Below are 18,309 nucleotides of genomic sequence, written 5' to 3' on the forward strand. Positions count from 1 at the left end.
AGAGATTTTCATGTCGACATTTGGTCCTGAATACGTCCGCGCCATCGCCCCCTACCAGGCCGGCAAACCGATCGCCGAAGTGGCCCGCGAATATGGCCTCGACGAAGCGAACATCGTCAAGCTGGCGTCGAACGAAAACCCGTTCGGCATCCCGGCCTCCAGCCGCGCCGCGATGCTCGAAGCGGCAGCGGACCTGGGCCGCTACCCGGACGCCAACGGTTTCGACCTGAAGACCGCGCTGGCCAAGCGCTACGACGTGCCGCTCGAATGGCTCACGCTCGGCAACGGCAGCAACGACATCCTCGAAATCGCGGCGCACGCCTTCGTCCAGAAAGGCGAAGCGGTCGTGTATTCGCAGTATTCGTTTGCCGTGTATGCGCTGGCCACGCAAGGCGTCGGTGGCCGCGCGATCGTGGTCCCGGCCGTCGATTACGGTCACGACCTCGATGCGATGGCGGCCGCCATTGATGCCGACACGCGCCTGGTGTACGTCGCCAACCCGAACAACCCGACCGGCACCTTTATTCCGGCCGCGCAGATCGAAGCGTTCCTGCAAAAAGTGCCCGAGCGCGTGATCGTCGTGCTCGACGAAGCGTACAACGAGTACCTGGCGCCCGAACATCAATTCGAGTCGAGCGCCTGGGTGCGCAAATACCCGAACCTGATCGTCTCGCGCACGTTCTCGAAGGCCTACGGCCTGGCCGGCCTGCGCGTGGGCTTTGCCATCGCGCAGCCCGCCGTCACCGATCTGATGAATCGCATTCGCCAGCCGTTCAACGTCAACTCGCTGGCGCAGGCCGCTGCAGTGGCGGCGCTGAACGACACGCCGTTTCTGGACCAGGGCGCGCGCAACAACGCCGACGGTTATCGCCAGATGATCGCCGCCTTTGAGGAGCTGGGGCTGCAGTACGTGCCGTCGTTTGGCAACTTCGTGCTGGTGCGGGTCGGTGACGACGACGGCGCCGGCGCGCGCGTGAACGTGGCGCTGCTCAAGCAGGGCGTGATCGTGCGCCCGGTCGGCAACTACGGCCTGCCGCAGTGGCTGCGCATCTCGATCGGCCTGCCGCAGGAGAACGCGGCCTTCATCGAGGCGTTGAAGAAGGCGCTCGGCTGAATGCTGGACAAGATCGTTATCGTCGGCGTCGGTTTGATTGGCGGTTCGTTCGCGCTGGCGCTCAAACGCGCCGGGCAGGTGCGGGAAGTGGTTGGCGTCGGCCGCCATCCCGAGGCACTGGCCCGGGCACTTGCCCTTGGCATCATCGACCGGGTCTGTGACGACTACGCCGATGCGTTGAACGGCGCCGATCTGGTCCTGCTGGCCGCGCCGGTGGCGCAGACGGGGCCGATCCTGGCCGCACTGCTGCCGCACCTGGCGCCCGGCACGATCGTTACTGATGCCGGCAGCACCAAGTGCGACGTGGTCGCGGCAGCCCGCACGGCGCTCGGCGAGCGGGTACACCAGTTCGTGCCCGGCCACCCGATCGCCGGCAGCGAAGCGAATGGCCCCGATGCCGCACTGGCCGGCCTGTACCAGGGCAAGAAGGCCGTGCTTACGCCGCTGCCCGAGAACGCGCCAGGCGACGTCGAACGGGTCGCCGCCGCCTGGCGCGCCTGCGGCGCCGTGATCCACCAGTTGACGCCCCAAGACCATGACCGCGTTTTCGCCGCCGTCAGCCATCTGCCGCATCTGCTGGCTTACGCGCTGGTGGACGACCTCGCCGGCAAGCCGCACGCCGACATGCTGTTCCAGTACGCCGCCAGCGGCTTTCGCGACTTCACGCGCATCGCCGGTTCGTCGCCCGAAATGTGGCGTGACATCAGCCTGGCCAACGGGGCCGCGCTGCTGACCGAGCTGGATGCCTATCTGGCACAATTGACAGCGATGCGGGCCATGCTCGCCGCCGGCGACGGGGCCGGATTGCACGATATTTATGCGAACGCGCAGCGCGCCCGCCACGAGTGGCAGATCGCCATCGAAGCTGGTTCGCCGCGGGCGCCAATTCAGGAAAACACATGACGCAGCAAAAACACTATCCGCAGCATATTGACCTCGAACCCGTGCTGCACGCGCAGGGCGTGGTGCGGCTGCCGGGCTCCAAGAGCATCTCGAACCGCACGCTGCTGCTGGCCGCGCTGGCCGAGGGCACGACCACGATCCACGACATGCTGGCGTCGGACGACACGATGGTCATGCTGGGCGCACTGCGCTCGCTGGGCATCCGCTGGGATGAAGTCGACGAGCGCACGGTCATCGTGCATGGCAACGGCGGCGTGTTGCCCGAGGCTGCGGCCGATCTGTTCATGGGCAATGCCGGCACCGCGATCCGGCCGCTGACGGCGGCGCTGGCCGTGATCGGCGGCGACTACACGCTGCATGGCGTCTCGCGCATGCACGAGCGCCCGATCGGCGACCTGGTCGACGCACTGAACGCCGTCGGCGCGCAGATTGAGTACACGGGCGAGCAGGGCTTTCCGCCGCTGCGCATCCGCCGCGGCCACATCACGGCCAACCGCATGGCCGTGCGCGGCAGTGTGTCGAGCCAGTTCCTGACCGCGCTCTTGATGGCCGCGCCGCTGATGGCCACGACGCATCCAGTGTCCATCGACGTCGTCGGCGAGCTGATTTCCAAGCCCTACATCGAGATCACGCTGAACCTGATGCGCCGCTTCGGCGTCGAGGTCGAGCAGAATGGCTGGGCCTCGTTCACCGTGCAGCCGGGCCAGCGGTATCAAAGCCCGGGCACGATCCACGTCGAAGGCGATGCCTCGTCGGCGTCGTACTTCCTGGCTGCCGGCGCGATCGCGGGCGGGCCGGTGCGCGTCGAAGGCGTCGGTGAACACAGCATTCAGGGCGACGTGCGCTTTGCCGATGCGCTCGAACGCATGGGCGCCATCGTCACGCGCGGCGAGAACTGGATCGAGGTGCAATCGAATGGCGTGCTGAAAGCCATCGACGCCGACTTCAACCACATCCCGGATGCGGCGATGACGATCGCGGTGGCGGCGCTGTACGCCGACGGCCCGAGCACGCTGCGCAATATCGCCAGCTGGCGCGTGAAGGAAACCGATCGCCTGAGCGCGATGGCGACCGAACTGCGCAAGGTCGGTGCCGAGGTGGAGGAGGGGCCGGACTACATCCGCATCACGCCGCCGGACGAACTCAAGCCCGCCACGATCGACACCTATGACGACCACCGGATGGCGATGTGCTTTTCGCTGGCGTCGCTGGACGGCAAGGCGCGGCGCGGCAACGCCATGCGGATCAACGATCCAAAGTGCGTCGCCAAGACCTTCCCCGACTATTTCGAAGCGTTTGCGGGCATTGCGCGCAACGAGCTGTTTTAATTGACCCGCCCCGACCCTATGCCGAACTCCAACGTACCAGTCATCACCATCGACGGCCCGACCGCTTCCGGCAAGGGCACCGTGGCCAGCCGCATCGCCGACCGCCTGGGCTTTCACCTGCTCGATTCGGGCGCACTGTATCGCCTGACGGCGCTGCAGGCGCTGCGCGGCGCGCTGCCGCTGTCGGACGAAGCGGGCATCGCGAAGCTGGCCCAGCAGCTGCCGGCGCGCTTCCGGGATGACGTGATCTACCTTGCCGATGAGGATGTAAGCCACGCGATCCGCGCGGAAGAGGTGGGCAATATGGCGTCGAAGATCGCTGCGTTGCCGGGCGTGCGCCAGGCGCTGTTTGACCTGCAGCTGGGCTTTCGCCAGGCGCCGGGACTGGTGGCCGATGGCCGCGATATGGGCACCGTGATCTTTCCCACTGCCAAGCTCAAAGTATTCCTGACTGCAAGTGCTGAGGCGCGCGCGCAACGCCGGTATAAGCAATTGATTGACAAAGGCTTTTCTGCTAATATGAACGACCTGCTGGCAGATTTACGGGCGAGAGACGAACGCGACACCGGTCGCGCAGTCGCTCCCCTGGTCGCAGCAGCTGATGCGCATATCCTGGATACCTCTGCGATGGGGGTCGACCAGGCGGTCGAGCAAGTCCTGACCTGGTATGCGCAGAAATAAGACTTTGAATGACGTGGTGGGGTGGTGTCAACCGGTTGGAGTTCAAACCGTAGGGCAGCAGCGCCTGAACGTCATTCCCGCGCAGGCGGGAATCCCGGTTCGATGCGTCACCATTGGCTTGAGTCATCGCCATGGTGGTTTGCAAGTAAATCTGGATCCCCACCTGGGTGGGGACGGCGGTCTTCAGGTTGGCATCTCGTTGTCTGGGGTGCCAGTGGAAGACCTTGTCCTTTGGTGCTTGCGACAGCATATTGGCCGTCGCAAGCGTGTTTTAACCTAACCCAGTTCAGTCCGCACTATCGTCGGTCTGCTGGCTCACATGAAATAACCAACTTTTTTATGTCTACTGCAACTACCCAAGATACTGGTATGGAAAGCTTTGCCGCCCTCTTCGAGGAATCGCTGTCGCGTCAAGACATGCGTTCGGGCGAAGTCATTTCGGCTGAAGTCGTGCGTCTGGATCACAACTTCGTGATCGTCAACGCAGGCCTGAAGTCGGAAGCGTTCATTCCAATCGAAGAATTCAAGAATGACCAGGGCGAACTGGAAGTCGCAGTAGGCGACTTCGTTTCCGTGGCCATCGAGTCGCTGGAAAACGGCTTTGGCGACACCATCCTGTCGCGCGACAAGGCCAAGCGCCTGGCTTCGTGGCTGGCGCTGGAAAAAGCAATGGAATCGGGCGAGATCGTCACCGGTACCGTCAATGGCAAAGTCAAGGGCGGCCTGACCGTTCTGACCAACGGCATCCGCGCGTTCCTGCCGGGTTCGCTGGTTGACACCCGTCCAGTCAAGGACACGACCCCATTCGAAGGCAAGACCCTCGAATTCAAGGTCATCAAGCTGGACCGCAAGCGTAACAACGTCGTGCTGTCGCGCCGCGCTGTCATCGAAGCATCGATGGGCGAAGAGCGTCAGAAGCTGATGGAAACGCTGAAAGAAGGTACCGTGGTTACCGGTATCGTCAAGAACATCACCGACTATGGCGCATTCGTCGACCTGGGCGGCATCGATGGTCTGCTGCACATCACCGATCTGGCATGGCGTCGTGTGCGTCACCCATCCGAAGTCCTGTCGGTTGGCCAAGAGATCACCGCCAAGGTCCTCAAGTACGATCAAGAGAAGAACCGCGTCTCGCTGGGCGTCAAGCAGCTGGGCGACGATCCATGGACCGGTCTGTCGCGTCGTTACCCACAGAGCACCCGCCTGTTCGGTAAAGTCACGAACCTCACCGACTACGGCGCATTCGTCGAAGTCGAGCAGGGTATCGAAGGTCTGGTCCACGTGTCCGAAATGGACTGGACCAACAAGAACGTGGCACCAAACAAAGTTGTCCAGCTGGGCGACGAAGTGGAAGTCATGGTTCTGGAGATCGACGAAGAGCGCCGCCGTATTTCGCTGGGCATGAAGCAGTGCAAAGCAAATCCATGGGACGACTTCGGCATGACCCACAAGAAGGGCGACAAGGTCAAGGGTTCGATCAAGTCGATCACCGACTTCGGCGTGTTCATCGGCCTGCCAGGCAACATCGATGGTCTGGTGCACCTGTCGGACCTGTCGTGGACCGAAGCCGGCGAAGAAGCCGTGCGTCGCTTCAAGAAAGGCGACGAACTGGAAGCCGTGGTTCTGGCCATCGACGTCGAGCGCGAGCGTGTTTCGCTGGGCGTGAAGCAACTCGAAGGCGACCCGTTCAACACCTACTCGTCGATGAACGACAAGGGTTCGCTCGTCACCGGCACCGTGAAATCGGTTGAGCCAAAAGGCGCCGTGATCTCGCTGAGCGAAGAAGTCGAAGGCTACCTGCGCGCTTCGGAAATCTCGCGTGACCGCGTTGAAGATGCTGGCACCCACCTGAAAGTCGGCGACACCGTCGAAGCTCTGGTGATCAACATCGATCGCAAGGCTCGCAGCATCCAGCTGTCGATCAAGGCGAAAGACAATGTCGATACGCAAGAAGCCATGAGCAAGCTGTCGAACGACAACAGCGCTGCTTCGGGCACGACCAGCCTGGGCGCACTGCTCAAGGCCAAGTTCGATAATAAGAACTAATCAGGTAACCCCTGAGGAGCTTGCAGATGACCAAGTCCGAGCTGATCAACCGACTGGCTGAGCGTTATTCTCAGCTGGTGGCAAAGGATGCGGAATTTGCTGTCAAGACCATCCTCGATGCGATGACCAACGCCCTGGCGACCGGTCAGCGCATCGAGATCCGTGGTTTCGGCAGTTTCTCGCTGAACAGCCGCCCACCGCGCATCGGTCGCAATCCGAAGTCCGGCGACAAGGTGATGGTGCCCGAAAAACGGGTGCCGCACTTCAAGCCGGGCAAGCAGTTGCGCGAGCAGGTGGACGCGATGGTCGGGCAACCGATCATCAACGATTGAGTCAGTGCTGGCACCAAGAAACGGCATCCGCGAGGGTGCCGTTTTTTTTGGCCTGTCGGGTCAGCCAATGGCCCAACGCCGCACGCTATTTTGAAATATGATGGCGGATATGCGACACTTCGCCCTTACACCATTGTCTAGCGGAACCTGTTGATGAAATTCGTCTCGACCATCGTCGGATTTGTCCTGTTCATCCTGTTCTTCGGCTTCGCGCTGAAGAACACGAAAGAGGTCGACCTGCATTTTTTTCTCGACTATGAACTGCGCGGCCCCCTCGTGCTGATGCTGCTGGCGTTCTTCGTCGCTGGCGCCGCTTTCGGCATCCTGGCCCTGGCACCGACCGTGTTTCGTCAGCGCCGCGAAAAATGGCAGCACAAGTACACCATCCAGGCTCTGCAAAGCGCCGCCGGTACCGGTGTGGTCGCCACCACGCCACCGCCGCCGGATGCCGTTCCACCGGTTGCACCCCGCCACTAACAACAAGAACACCATGGATTTCGAACTCTGGATGCTGCTTGGCATCCCCTTCTTCTTTGGCCTGGGCTGGCTCGCTGCCCGGGTCGACATCAACGAGGTGGTTTCCGAGTCGCGCACGCTGCCGCGCGGCTACTTCAAGGGCCTGAACCACCTGCTCAACGACCAGCCCGACAAGGCCATCGACTCGTTCATCGAGATCGTCAAGCTCGACCCTGAATCGAGCGATATGCACTTCGCGCTGGGCAATCTGTTTCGCCGCCGCGGCGAGACCGAGCGCGCCATTCGCGTGCACCAGAACCTGCTGGCGCGCCCCGACTTGCCGAGCGAAGAAAAAGCGCATGCGCAGTACGAACTGGGCATCGACTACCTGAAGGCGGGCCTCTTGGACCGCGCCGAGGAATCGTTCAATGGCCTGGCCGGCACACCCTACGCGGTGCAAGCGCGCCGCTCGCTGCTGGAAATCTACCAGCGCGAAAAGGAATGGAAGCGCGCCATCGAGGCGGCCGAAGACTTGCAGGCGTCCGGCGCCGGCGCGCGCCAGATCGAGATTGCCCAGTTCTATTGCGAACTGGCGGCCGACGCGCTGGTGCACATGGCGCCCAGCGACGCGATGCTGTTGCTGGACAAGGCGCTCGAGGCGAATCGCCACAGCGTGCGCGCTACGATCCTGCGCGGGGACGCGCTGCTGGCCCAGGGCGACGTGGAAGAAGCGCTCAAGACCTGGCGCCGCGTGGAGCAGCAAAGCGTGCCGCACGTGGCCCTGGTGGCTGCGCGCCTGATGGATGGCTACCGCAAGGTGGGCCGCCCGCAAGAGGGCGTGAACCTGCTGCGCTCGTACCTGGCCGAGGCCTCGTCGATCGACCTGATCGAAGTGGTGTTCAAGGCCGTCATCGAGCTCGATGGCGTCGAAGCGGCCAAGGGCCTGGTGGTGGAAGAGCTGCGCCGCAATCCGACACTGCTTGGCCTGGATAAATTGCTTGAAGCGCGCCTGATGGATGCGCCAGCCCATGTCTGGGAAGAGCTGTCGATGGTCAAGAACCTGGTGCAGCGCTACACGCAGAAGCTGGCGCGCTACCAGTGCAGCCACTGCGGTTTCAAGGCGCGCCAGTTCTACTGGCAATGCCCGGGCTGCAACCGCTGGGATTCGTATCCGCCACGCCGCACCGAAGAACTCAATGTGATGAACTGATGGTTCATCGAACGATCCCAATGACAAGCGATATGCCCATGACCCCGAGCCGCCTGCTGGTGGCAGACGACTACCGCCAGCAGGCGGCCCCTGAACTGTCCGCCGTACGCCTGCTGGTAGTGGGCGACGTGATGCTCGACCGCTACTGGTTCGGCGACGTTTCGCGCATCTCACCAGAAGCGCCGGTGCCCGTGGTGCGCATCGAGCGGCGCGAGGAGCGCCTGGGCGGCGCCGCCAACGTGGCGCGCAATGCCGCCGCGCTGGGCGCCCACACGGGCCTGCTGGGCGTGGTGGGGGCCGATGAGGCGGGCGATGAGGTCGAGCGCCTGCTGCAGGGCGCGGGCATTCATAGCTATCTGAAACGCGACGACGCGATCTCGACCATCATCAAGCTGCGCGTCATCGGCCGCCAGCAGCAGATGGTGCGCATCGATTTCGAAGATGCGCCGACCGAGACCGTGCTGCGCGACAAGCTCAGCCAGTTCAAGGCGCTGCTGCCCGATTACGATGTGATCATCCTGTCCGATTACAACAAGGGCGCGCTGGTCAATGTCGCCGAGATGATTGCGCTGGCGCGCGCTGCCGGCAAGATCGTGCTGGTGGACCCGAAGGGCGACGACTTCACGCCGTACAAGGGCGCCAGCATCCTGACGCCCAACCGCGCCGAACTGCAACGCGTCGTTGGCGGCTGGAAGAGCGAGATGCAGTTGCTCGAAAAAGCGCAGGCGCTGCGCGTGGAACTTGGCCTGGATGCGTTGCTCTTGACGCGCTCCGAAGAAGGCATGAGCCTGTTTACGGCCGACGAGGTGCTGCATGTGAATGCCGATGCGCGCGAAGTGTTCGACGTGTCGGGCGCCGGTGACACGGTGATTGCGACGCTGGCCACGATGCTGGGCACGGGCGCGCCGCTGGGCGAAGCGCTGGTCACGGCCAACCGCGCCGGCGGCATCGTCGTCGGCAAGCTGGGCACGGCCACCGTGACGCGCGACGAGCTGTTTCCGGGTTGAGTAGCGCCTGATCTGCCTCAAGCCCGGCCCGTCAACGACCCGCCGGGCGATCCGTTAGGAGTCCGATGGGCGGCGTCGCCGTCCAGCGTCTTCAACCAACGGAGAAATTCGATGATCAAGAAACTGATGCTTGCCTTTGCCGCGCTGGCCGTCTCGGGCAGCATGGCGTTTGCCCAGGTCGATGTGAACAAAGCCGATGTCGCCGCGCTCGATGGCGTCAAGGGCGTGGGGCCGAGCATGTCCAAGGCCATCCTCGACGAGCGCGCCAAGGGCGAGTTCAAGGACTGGTCCGACCTGCAAACGCGCGTCAAGGGGCTGGGTGACAAGAAGGCCGCCAAGCTGAGCCAGTCCGGGCTAATGGTCAACGGCAAGGCCAAGGAAGGCGCAGCCGCCAAGCCTGCTACGGCCAAGGGCGACAAGTCGGCCGCCAAACCTGCCGACGCCAAGACCGCAACATGACATGTATTGACTGACAGCGTCACGGGCGCGTGGCAAGATGTTCCAGCTCTTCAAGATCGTGCTTGAACATCAATATCAGAAAGGTCGCCATGCCTCACGCCCGTGTTTCATCTCGTGTCTCAACCACCCTGTTGGCAGCCCTGCTGGCTGCTGCAGGCGTCGCATCTGCTGCTGCGCCAGTAACGACTGCCGCCACACCCGCCACACCGAAACAACCCGACATCACCGCGCAGCAAGCCCAGATCACGAAGATCCTGGGTGAAGTCTCGCAGCAGCGTATCGAAGGCCATATCCGCAAGCTGGTCAGCTTCGGCACGCGCCACACGATGTCCGAGACCGAGTCCCCAACGCGCGGCATCGGCGCTGCCCGCCGCTGGATCAAGGCCGAGCTCGAGCGCTGCGGCGCCGGCACGCCATTGCAGGTCACGTATGACAGCCATGTGGCGCCCGTCTCGGCGCGCATCACCAAGCCCACCGAGATCGTCAACGTCGTCGCTACGCTACCCGGCACGCAGGCCGCTTCCAAAGAGCGCATGTACGTGGTCAGCGGCCACTACGACTCGCGCGCCTCGGACGTGATGGACGCCACCTCGGACGCGCCGGGCGCGAACGACGATGCATCGGGCACCGCCGCCATCATGGAACTGGCATGTGTGATGGCCAAGTACAAGTTCGACGCGACGCTCGTGTTCATGGCCGTGGCCGCCGAAGAGCAGGGTCTGATCGGCGCCCGCCACTGGGCCGTCGGCGCGCGGGAAAAGAACTGGAACGTGGCCGGCATGTTCACCAACGACATCATCGGCAGCTCGAAGGGTGACGATGGCAAGGTCGACAACAAGCAGGTGCGCCTGTTCGCCCAGAGTATCCCGGCGACCAAGGAAATGAGCGAGGCCGTGCGCCAGCTGGTGGCCACGGGCGGCGAGAACGATTCGCTTTCGCGCCAGCTCGCGCGCCACACGAAGGAGCAGGGCGAACGCTACGTGAAAGGCTTCAAGGTCAGCGTGATCCAGCGCCATGACCGTTATCTGCGCGGGGGCGACCACATGCCGTTCCTCGAGCAGGGCTACGCCGCGCTGCGCTTTACCGAACCGGCCGAAGATTTTTCGCACCAGCACCAGGATCTGCGCACCGAAAACGGCAAGGTGTACGGCGACACGATCGACCACGTCGATTTCGACTACATCGCCAAGGTCACGCGCGTGAATGGCGCCGCGATGGCGTCGCTCGCACTGGCACCTGCCGCACCGCAAGAGGTCAAGCTGCGCACCGCAGCCCTGACCAACGATTCCACCCTGGTCTGGAAAGCGAATGGCGAGCCCGACCTGGCCGGCTACCGCATCGTCTGGCGTGACACGACCAGCGCCAACTGGGAAGGCTCGAAGTGGGTCGGCAACGTGACTGAAGCCACGCTCGACCTGTCGAAGGACAATGTCTTCTTTGGCGTGCAGGCGGTCGACAAGGACGGCAACGTCAGCGTCGCGACGTATCCGCTGCCGCTGCGTTAAGCCGGCGTCTGATGCCGACAGAAGGGCCGCGATGGATCATTGCCATCGCGGCCCTTTGCATTGGCGGACCCGTCCCCCGACGCCAACGTTCGTCTCGGATTAAAATGGTGTTTTGGTATCGCAAGGAATAGAGAACGCAATGGCATACAAGACCATCGAATCCACGATCGGCAACACGCCGCTCGTGCAGCTGCAGCGCCTGCCGGGCGCGGAGTGCGCGGCCCGTAACAACATCATCCTGGGCAAGCTTGAAGGCAATAACCCGGCCGGTTCGGTGAAAGACCGGGCGGCGATGTCGATGCTGCGCGGCGCCGAATTGCGCGGGCAGATCAAGCCGGGCGACACGCTGATCGAAGCGACCAGCGGCAATACCGGCATCGCACTGGCGATGGCTGCGGCAATCCTCGGCTACAAGATGATCCTGCTGATGCCGGATAACCTGTCGATCGAGCGGCGCCAGAGCATGGCCGCCTATGGTGCGCAGATCATCCTCACGCCAAAGACCGGCGGCATGGAATACGCGCGCGACATGGCCGAGCAGATGCAGAAAGACGGCCAGGGCATCATCCTCGACCAGTTCGCCAACGACGACAATCCACGTGCCCACTACGAGAGCACCGGCCCGGAAATCTGGCGTGACACCGAAGGGCGCGTCACGCACTTCGTCAGCGCCATGGGCACCACCGGCACCATCATGGGCGTGTCGCGCTATCTGAAGGAACAGAACGAGGCCGTGCGCATCATCGGCGCGCAGCCCGAAGAAGGCTCGTCGATCCCGGGTATCCGCAAGTGGCCCGAAGCCTACCTGCCGAAGATCTATGACAAGGCGCGCGTCGACCAGGTCGAGAGCGTGAGCCAGGCAGCGGCCGAGCAGATGGCGCGCCGCATGGCGGCCGAAGAAGGCATCTTCTGCGGCATCTCGGCCGCCGGCGCCTGTGAAGTGGCGCTGCGCATCGCCCAGACCGTCGAGAACGCGACCATCGTGTTCATCGTCTGCGACCGGGGCGATCGCTACCTGTCCACGGGTGTCTTTCCCGCCTGAGGCAAGGGCGCGGTCAACGTTGATACAAGATTGACTGCGCCATAAAAAAGGCCGCCTGGTGCACAGGCGGCCTTGTCAAATCAGTCTTTGGACTGCCTAGACCTTTCCATCGGCTTCAAGCCAATTTCCTTCGGTCGTCCGCCAATGCGGCGGCTCATACGCCCGCGCGGGCGTATGCACTACTGGTGCCGGCCGTGCCAGATGGCGACGGCCTGTTCAATCCTGGCCAGACGGGAAACGCAGGCGCCCGGAAGCGCCCGACGTTGCTCAGTCCTTCATTGCCGGGACTGCGCCTTCTTTTGGCTTGAACTGCTTGTCGCTGATGCGGAATTTTGCACGGCGATCGCCCATCAGGTAGCGCAGGTCGCGGATCGACAGGTCGCTCACTTCGTGCATTCGGATCAGCAGCGAAGCGCCGACCGGCAGACGATGGTGACGGATTTTGGAGATCACTGGCGGCGCCACTTCCAGCGCGCGCGACAGCGCTGCGTCATTTTTCAGGCGCAGGTTCTCGATCAGCGTATCGAGAAGGCGATTCGGGTTGTACTGAAGCAGCTCGTCGCCTTCCGAATCGCTGTTCATATCAATGCCGACTTGGTTAGTCATGATTCATATTCCTTAGGGGTTAGTGCGGAGTCATCAACATCTACAACGTCGAGTCCGTTTTTACTTTCGTAAATTTCTATTCAATTGTACAACTATTTCGATACCGATACTCATGAGCAAGCCGGAATCGTTTCTTTCGATTCGGTTATCGTTGTCTACCTGCAACAATAGCCGCAATGCAATTCTCTCATATAGTCACGTGAAACAACTATTGTTTTTTGATTAATCAATAGTGTACGGGCATCCAGCATTTGATGCCGCACAGTATGGGAATTGCTGACTAAATGAAAAGAAAATGGGGAGTATGACTACATTCGTAATATATTTAGTACGAATAATTGCAAGATACTTGCGCATACCCCTGGGGGGTATGCGAGTGAGTGCTGATCAGCAATAATGAAAGTTGACTGGAAACTTGTTACAAAGGATTACAAACTTTCCCACTCGGAAATGTAGCGTGACGTGCCTCACTCCGGCCGGGCAGCGCGCACGGCACGACCCAGGTCGACCACCGACATTGCATAGAAATAACTGCGATTGTATTTGGTGATGGCATAAAAATTATCGTTGGCGACCCAGTACTCGGTCGGCTCGGCGCCATTTTGCAGGTCGATCAAACCATACAGATTCTCAGCCGGCAGCGGCGTGCTCGTGACCACGCCAGCAGCGCGCAGCGCTTCCGGTTTCAGCGTCGCTTCCAGACCGAGTCCGAGTAGTGGTTCCCAGGCGCGCGTTGGCGAGACGTCGGCGGCATACGCGGTCGGCCCGCGGTGCCCGGCATTCCAGCCATGCTGGATCAGGAAGTTGGCGACGCTGCCGATCGCATCGACGCTGGAGCCGCGCAGATCGACGCGGCCATCGTTGTCGAAGTCCACACCATATTTAAGGATATTGCTCGGCATAAATTGCGGCAAACCGACGGCGCCTGCGAACGAGCCGAGCAGCGAGAACGGGTCGTAGCCGCGCTCGCGCGCCAGCACCAGCGTGCTGGCCAGCTCATCGCGGAAGAACGCCTGGCGCGCGGCCTGGTTCGGCGCGGCTGGATAGGCGAACGCCAGCGTGGTGAGCGAGTCGAGCACGCGGAAGCGCCCGGTGTCGCGCCCGTAGATGGTCTCGATGCCAATGATGCCGACAATGATCTCGGCCGGCACGCCATACGCCGCTTCGGCACGCTTGAGCGCCTCGGCGTTTTCTTCCCAGAAGCGCACCCCGGCCCGGATCCTGATCGGCTCGATGAAGCGGGCGCTGTAGGCTTGCCAGTTCTTCGGCTTGCCCGGCGGCGCCGGCTTGACCAGCTGCACGGCCGTATCGATGTAGCGCACCTGGCCGAACAGCGTCTCGAGCGCGGTGCGCTCAAAGCCGTGCTGCGCGACCATCCCGTCGATGAAGTCGCGCACCGGTTGCCATTCCAGGAAGTTGACGTGCTCGTTGTCGGAATCGACGACGCTGGCGACTGCTGCGCTGGCTGCAACAACCGGCGCGGCCTTGGCGGCCGTGCTGCGCACCTTGGACGATTTCGCTTTCGTTGATTTGGCTTTCGCTGCGGCCTTGGCTTTCGCGGCCTTGGTTTTGGCTTGCGCGCTGCGCGCCTGGCTGTCGGAAGAAGGGGCGGCGAGCGCATCGCCAGGTGCGCTGGCGGCAAGGGCGAGCGCGGCGAACAGGGTAACAATTAATTTCATCTGACTTGCGACAATAGACGTTTCAAGGTGGCGTGGAGCCGGGGATCGGCTGCGGGCGCGGCGTAGCGCCAGGCGCTGTAACGACGCAGGAAGGCGATGGCGGCCTCGCGGGCGGTCGGCGCGAGGGCCTGCGTGCCGGCGGCGGCAGCAGCATCGGTGGCGAGGATGCGCGCCGCGTAGGCGCTGGGCCCTTCGTCTTGCGCGCGCGGCAGGCCGGCCTGGCCCAGACGCTTGCACAAGGTCGAGTATAGAGCATCGATCGGGTTGATTTCGCGACGGCGCCGCAAAAAGTTCAGCCCCCACCAGACCAAGCCGGCCAGCACCAGCACGACGCCGAACGGCCAGCCGAGCAACTTGTCCTGCAAGCCCTGCACGACGCTGCGCTGGCGTTCCGGCGTGTAGTTCAGCACCCACTGGTTCCAGCCGTTGTTGAGCGCGCCCATGGCGTTGCGCACGTCGGCCAGCCAGGCGCCGGCTTGCAGTCCGAACGGATTCACGCCGCGCAGCGCGTCGATGCCGAATGGCGCGGGCCGCTCGGTGGCCCGGTTCGTCCCCGACTGCACGCGCTCCGGCGCCACCGCCGCCGTCGGATCCACGCGCAGCCAGCCGCGGCCCGCAATCCAGACTTCGGCCCAGGCATGGGCATCCGACTGGCGCACCGTCATGAAGCCGTCGATGGGATTGAGTTCGCCCCCCTGGTAGCCGGTCACCACGCGCGCCGGCACGCCGGCCGCGCGCATCAAAAACACGAACGCGCCCGAGTAATGTTCGCAAAAGCCCGAGCGCGTCCCGTACAGGAATTCGTCGACCGTATGGCGCCCGAGCAGCGGCGGGGCCAGCGTGTATTCAAATGGCTGCTCGCGGAACTGGCGCAGCACGGCATCCACCCGCGCGGCCGGGTCGCCCAGCGCGCGCAGGGCCATGCCGGCAGCCAGGGCGCGCGGGTTGAAGCCATACGGCAGCAACAGCCAGCGATTGGTGTCAGCGAGGACAGGACCATTCTGCAGCGCATACTCGACGTGCGAGCTGGCGCGGTAGCGCACGCGGCTCGCCAGTGGCGTGTCGGCCGTCAGTTCGAACTGGGGCGAGATGCGCAGCTCGTGGCCCGGCACGACCGGCAGTTCGCCCGGCATCTCGAGCGCGAACACCCAGCGTGATTGCGATGGTTCGAGCGTGACTTCGTACTGCAGCCCCGGCCCGCCGACCGACAGGCGCAGGTTGCGGCCCGACGCGGTGTTGTCGCCGCGGCGCCAGGTCAGGCCATCGAAGGCGTCGAGCACCGGGCCGCGCCAGTACAACTGGGGCGCCAGCGGCGGGCGGCCAAAAAAGCGCACGCGAAACGCCGGTTCTTCGGACAGCGCCAGGTTCGACATCTGGCCCGGCGCCATCTGGTCCGACAAACCCGAGGTGCCGGCGCCCGGACCGCCCGGCATGCTCCACAGCGGGCCCTGGATGCGCGGGAACACGAAAAACAGCGCGATCGCGATCGGCGCGGCAAAGGCCAGCATGCGCGTGGCCATCGCCAACCGCGTGCGCAGCGGCGGCACCGCGCCGGTGAACTGAAACGACAGCTGCGTGGCCAGCAGCAGCAGCACCGACGCGATCATCATGATGGCGGTGCCGATCCCCTGCGCGTAAAAGAAGTTGGTCAGCACGAGGAAGAAGCACAGGAACACCACGACGAACAGGTCGCGCCGCGCGTGCATCTCGAGCATCTTGAAGGCCACCAGCAGCACCAGCATCGCCACGCCGGCGTCCTTGCCGAGCAGCGTGTCGTAGCTGAACTGCACGCCGACCATGGCGGCAATGGCGATCGGCAGCAGGACGATGGCCTTGGGCATGCGCTTGCCGCGCAGCGTGATGGCGGCGCGCCAGGCCAGCGTGGCCGCGCACAGCAGCGAGACCCACCACGGCAGGTGCAGCGCGTGCGGCGCCAGCACCAGCACCGCGCTGGCCAGGAGCAGCAGCGTGTCGGCCTTGTCGCGTGGCAGCGGGGTGCGCAGGAAGTTCATGCGGGGCCCTCGATGCCGTACAAGGCCAGCGCGCGCAGGCACGCCGCCTGGTGCGCCGCGCCGCTGCCCGCGTCGATGCGCACGGCGCCCAGGTGGAAGGCGTAGGGCAGGGCGCGGCTTTCCGCTTCCAGCACCCAGCGCGTCAGGCGCGCCAGACGCAGTTCGACATCAAGGTTGCGTGGCAGGCGGTCGAAGTCGAGCAGCAGTTCGTCGCCGCCACCGCCTTCGAAGTGTTTTGTTACCAGCTGGCCGCCGATGCCCGGATCGAGCCGCGCGATCTGGCGCCAGGCCATCTGGCGCGGCGAGTCACCGGCCTGGTAATTGCGCACGCCGGCAAAATCGTCATGGCCGGCCGTGCGCACGCTGTTGCCGCCGCCGCCCTGCAGCGGCAGGCCGGGCGCGCCATCCTCGGGGCGTGGGTAGACCAGCACGCACGCGGCCGGCCGCCAGTAGCTCCAGGCGACGAACAGGCCAAGGGGAAAGCGCGTCGACAGCTTCACGCGCCCCGGCGCCGCCCAGCCACGCGCGGTGGTCGGTAGCGTGAGGGTGACGGTGGCCTGCGTGCCGGCGGCGATGTCGGCGACGTGGCGTGGCTCGGGCCAGTCGGCAAAATCGGCCCGCACGGCGTAGCGCGCCAGGCGCGTGCGGTTGATGACCTGCAGCTCGAACTGCGCGACCTCGCCCGCAAACACGGGCGCCGTGCGGCCCTGCTGCAGGCGCAGCTGCGCCAGATTGCGGTAGGTGGCGACCATGTCGACCAGTGCGCATGACAGTGCCAGAAAGGTCAGACCGAAGCCCAGGCCCAGCCCATAATTGACCGAGCCGACCAGCAGCACGGCCAGCAGCAGCACGAACCCAAGGCCCGCGCGCGACGGCACGATGAACACGCGGCGCTGGCTGATGACCACCTCGCCCGCATCGAGCGCGCCGCCGCGCGGCAGCCATGTGCCGGTCGTGCGGCGCAACCAGCCCCGGAGCGCCAGCGCCATCAGACCGGGACCGCCTTTTGCAGTTGCAGCACCAGGTCGCGGCTGGCCAGCGCGGTGCCGTGCGCGGCGCGCAGTGGCCGCAGGCGGTGCGCGCAGACCGGTACCAGCACGGCCTGGATATCCTCGGGGATCACGTGGTCGCGCCCTTCAAGCGCAGCCCAGGCGCGCCCGGCCTGCAGCAGCGCGATCGCGGCGCGTGGCGACAGGCCCTCGGCGAACATGCCGTTCTGGCGCGACGCCTGCGCCAGCGCCTGCACATAGGTGATCAGGGCGTCGGATGCGTGGATGGTGCGCAGCTGGTGCCGGGCCGCGGCCAGTTCGGCCGCCTGCATCGCCGGCTGCAGGGTCTTGAGCATCGCGCGCCGGTCTTCGCCCATCAGCAGCGCGCGTTCGGCGGCGGCGTCCGGGTAGCCCAGCGTCAGGCACATCAAAAAGCGGTCGAGCTGCGACTCGGGTAGCGGGAACACGCCAACCTGGTTGGCCGGGTTCTGCGTCGCGATGACAAAGAAAGGCTCGGGCAGCGCGCGCGTGACGCCATCGGCCGAGACCTGGTGTTCTTCCATCGCTTCGAGCAGACCCGATTGGGTCTTGGGCGTGGCGCGGTTGATCTCGTCGGCCAGCAGCACCTGCGTGAAGATCGGGCCGGGGTGGAACACGAACTCGTTCTTTTCGCGCTCGTAGATCGAGATGCCGGCCACGTCGGCCGGCAGCAGGTCGCTGGTGAACTGGACGCGGTTGAAGCGCAGGCCCAGCGAGATGGCCAGCGCGTGCGCCAGCGTGGTCTTGCCGACGCCGGGGAGGTCGTCGAGCAGCAGGTGGCCGCCGGCCAGCAGGCAGGTCAGGGCCAGGCGCACTTGCTGGTCCTTGCCGACCACCACCTCGTTGACCTGGCGTGCGACGGCGTGCAATTTGTTGAACATGGTTGGCTTTACGTTATTCG

17 protein-coding genes are annotated in these 18,309 nt (G+C 64.2%); 12 read left to right on the forward strand and 5 right to left on the reverse strand.

Going from position 1 to position 18,309, the window contains the following annotated elements; translation table 11 throughout:
• Window positions 1-10 precede the first annotated feature (10 nt).
• The 12 genes from hisC to cysM all read left to right on the forward strand — a co-directional run bounded on the left by hisC (window position 11) and on the right by cysM (window position 12,083).
• Window positions 11-1,114: a histidinol-phosphate transaminase gene (gene hisC / locus AC56LV_RS00750; RefSeq protein WP_499555264.1), complete on the forward strand. Its 1,104-nt coding sequence runs from the start codon at window positions 11-13 to the stop codon at window positions 1,112-1,114.
• The gene (locus AC56LV_RS00755) at window positions 1,115-2,017 is read left to right on the forward strand and encodes a prephenate dehydrogenase (RefSeq protein ID WP_499555266.1); all 903 of its coding nucleotides are present in this window, start codon (window positions 1,115-1,117) and stop codon (window positions 2,015-2,017) included. It begins immediately after the preceding gene.
• Window positions 2,014-3,345 carry a 3-phosphoshikimate 1-carboxyvinyltransferase gene (gene aroA, locus AC56LV_RS00760; RefSeq protein WP_499555268.1) on the forward strand — a complete coding sequence of 444 codons (1,332 nt, stop codon included), beginning with the start codon at window positions 2,014-2,016 and terminating at the stop codon, window positions 3,343-3,345. Before AC56LV_RS00755 ends, aroA begins: the two co-directional genes overlap by 4 nt.
• A gap of 18 nt (window positions 3,346-3,363) precedes the next feature.
• On the forward strand, window positions 3,364-4,026 hold the full coding sequence (cmk, locus tag AC56LV_RS00765; protein ID WP_499555270.1) for a (d)CMP kinase: 663 nt from the start codon (window positions 3,364-3,366) through the stop codon (window positions 4,024-4,026).
• 339 nt (window positions 4,027-4,365) lie between these two features.
• Window positions 4,366-6,072 (forward strand): 30S ribosomal protein S1, encoded by a 1,707-nt coding sequence (gene rpsA, locus AC56LV_RS00770; protein WP_183550082.1) that lies wholly within the window; start codon window positions 4,366-4,368, stop codon window positions 6,070-6,072.
• 26 nt (window positions 6,073-6,098) lie between these two features.
• Window positions 6,099-6,404, forward strand: coding sequence for an integration host factor subunit beta (locus tag AC56LV_RS00775; protein WP_183550085.1), 306 nt, complete (start codon window positions 6,099-6,101; stop codon window positions 6,402-6,404).
• 153 nt (window positions 6,405-6,557) lie between these two features.
• Complete coding sequence (locus tag AC56LV_RS00780) at window positions 6,558-6,881, forward strand: LapA family protein (protein WP_183550089.1); 324 nt, start codon at window positions 6,558-6,560, stop codon at window positions 6,879-6,881.
• A 13-nt stretch (window positions 6,882-6,894) separates the two neighbouring features.
• Window positions 6,895-8,070: a lipopolysaccharide assembly protein LapB gene (gene lapB / locus AC56LV_RS00785; protein WP_499555272.1), complete on the forward strand. Its 1,176-nt coding sequence runs from the start codon at window positions 6,895-6,897 to the stop codon at window positions 8,068-8,070.
• Between the two features lie 38 nt (window positions 8,071-8,108).
• Window positions 8,109-9,077, forward strand: coding sequence for a D-glycero-beta-D-manno-heptose-7-phosphate kinase (rfaE1, locus tag AC56LV_RS00790; RefSeq protein WP_499555274.1), 969 nt, complete (start codon window positions 8,109-8,111; stop codon window positions 9,075-9,077).
• Between the two features lie 111 nt (window positions 9,078-9,188).
• Window positions 9,189-9,536 carry a ComEA family DNA-binding protein gene (locus AC56LV_RS00795; RefSeq protein ID WP_499555276.1) on the forward strand — a complete coding sequence of 116 codons (348 nt, stop codon included), beginning with the start codon at window positions 9,189-9,191 and terminating at the stop codon, window positions 9,534-9,536.
• An 89-nt stretch (window positions 9,537-9,625) separates the two neighbouring features.
• Window positions 9,626-11,041 (forward strand): M28 family peptidase, encoded by a 1,416-nt coding sequence (locus tag AC56LV_RS00800; RefSeq protein ID WP_499555278.1) that lies wholly within the window; start codon window positions 9,626-9,628, stop codon window positions 11,039-11,041.
• A gap of 139 nt (window positions 11,042-11,180) precedes the next feature.
• On the forward strand, window positions 11,181-12,083 hold the full coding sequence (gene cysM / locus AC56LV_RS00805) for a cysteine synthase CysM (RefSeq protein ID WP_499501472.1): 903 nt from the start codon (window positions 11,181-11,183) through the stop codon (window positions 12,081-12,083).
• Window positions 12,084-12,350: 267 nt separating this feature from the next.
• On the opposite strand, the gene AC56LV_RS00810 is transcribed toward cysM, so the two are convergent.
• The 5 genes from AC56LV_RS00810 to AC56LV_RS00830 form a co-directional block, all read right to left on the reverse strand.
• Window positions 12,351-12,689 (reverse strand): hypothetical protein, encoded by a 339-nt coding sequence (locus AC56LV_RS00810; protein WP_183550106.1) that lies wholly within the window; start codon window positions 12,687-12,689, stop codon window positions 12,351-12,353.
• 467 nt (window positions 12,690-13,156) lie between these two features.
• A complete protein-coding gene (gene mltB / locus AC56LV_RS00815) occupies window positions 13,157-14,368 on the reverse strand; it encodes a lytic murein transglycosylase B (protein WP_499555280.1) in 1,212 nt (403 codons plus the stop codon).
• On the reverse strand, window positions 14,365-16,380 hold the full coding sequence (locus tag AC56LV_RS00820) for a transglutaminase TgpA family protein (RefSeq protein WP_499555282.1): 2,016 nt from the start codon (window positions 16,378-16,380) through the stop codon (window positions 14,365-14,367). The genes mltB and AC56LV_RS00820 overlap by 4 nt, the downstream gene beginning before the upstream one ends.
• Window positions 16,377-17,369: a DUF58 domain-containing protein gene (locus AC56LV_RS00825; protein ID WP_499555284.1), complete on the reverse strand. Its 993-nt coding sequence runs from the start codon at window positions 17,367-17,369 to the stop codon at window positions 16,377-16,379. The genes AC56LV_RS00820 and AC56LV_RS00825 overlap by 4 nt, the downstream gene beginning before the upstream one ends.
• The gene (locus AC56LV_RS00830) at window positions 17,369-18,289 is read right to left on the reverse strand and encodes an AAA family ATPase (protein WP_499453961.1); all 921 of its coding nucleotides are present in this window, start codon (window positions 18,287-18,289) and stop codon (window positions 17,369-17,371) included. Before AC56LV_RS00830 ends, AC56LV_RS00825 begins: the two co-directional genes overlap by 1 nt.
• Window positions 18,290-18,309: the final 20 nt, after the last annotated feature.

The sequence above is a fragment of the Telluria sp. RB2R28 genome (genome assembly GCF_059685835.1).

Bases quoted from the DNA above. Each gene is read 5' to 3' on its own strand.
- hisC (WP_499555264.1), top strand. From the start codon at position 11: ATGTCGACATTTGGTCCTGAATACGTCCGCGCCATCGCCCCCTACCAG.
- AC56LV_RS00755 (WP_499555266.1), top strand. From the start codon at position 1,115: ATGCTGGACAAGATCGTTATCGTCGGCGTCGGTTTGATTGGCGGTTCG.
- aroA (WP_499555268.1), top strand. From the start codon at position 2,014: ATGACGCAGCAAAAACACTATCCGCAGCATATTGACCTCGAACCCGTG.
- cmk (WP_499555270.1), top strand. From the start codon at position 3,364: ATGCCGAACTCCAACGTACCAGTCATCACCATCGACGGCCCGACCGCT.
- rpsA (WP_183550082.1), top strand. From the start codon at position 4,366: ATGTCTACTGCAACTACCCAAGATACTGGTATGGAAAGCTTTGCCGCC.
- AC56LV_RS00775 (WP_183550085.1), top strand. From the start codon at position 6,099: ATGACCAAGTCCGAGCTGATCAACCGACTGGCTGAGCGTTATTCTCAG.
- AC56LV_RS00780 (WP_183550089.1), top strand. From the start codon at position 6,558: ATGAAATTCGTCTCGACCATCGTCGGATTTGTCCTGTTCATCCTGTTC.
- lapB (WP_499555272.1), top strand. From the start codon at position 6,895: ATGGATTTCGAACTCTGGATGCTGCTTGGCATCCCCTTCTTCTTTGGC.
- rfaE1 (WP_499555274.1), top strand. From the start codon at position 8,109: ATGACCCCGAGCCGCCTGCTGGTGGCAGACGACTACCGCCAGCAGGCG.
- AC56LV_RS00795 (WP_499555276.1), top strand. From the start codon at position 9,189: ATGATCAAGAAACTGATGCTTGCCTTTGCCGCGCTGGCCGTCTCGGGC.
- AC56LV_RS00800 (WP_499555278.1), top strand. From the start codon at position 9,626: ATGCCTCACGCCCGTGTTTCATCTCGTGTCTCAACCACCCTGTTGGCA.
- cysM (WP_499501472.1), top strand. From the start codon at position 11,181: ATGGCATACAAGACCATCGAATCCACGATCGGCAACACGCCGCTCGTG.
- AC56LV_RS00810 (WP_183550106.1), bottom strand. From the start codon at position 12,689: ATGACTAACCAAGTCGGCATTGATATGAACAGCGATTCGGAAGGCGAC.
- mltB (WP_499555280.1), bottom strand. From the start codon at position 14,368: ATGAAATTAATTGTTACCCTGTTCGCCGCGCTCGCCCTTGCCGCCAGC.
- AC56LV_RS00820 (WP_499555282.1), bottom strand. From the start codon at position 16,380: ATGAACTTCCTGCGCACCCCGCTGCCACGCGACAAGGCCGACACGCTG.
- AC56LV_RS00825 (WP_499555284.1), bottom strand. From the start codon at position 17,369: ATGGCGCTGGCGCTCCGGGGCTGGTTGCGCCGCACGACCGGCACATGG.
- AC56LV_RS00830 (WP_499453961.1), bottom strand. From the start codon at position 18,289: ATGTTCAACAAATTGCACGCCGTCGCACGCCAGGTCAACGAGGTGGTG.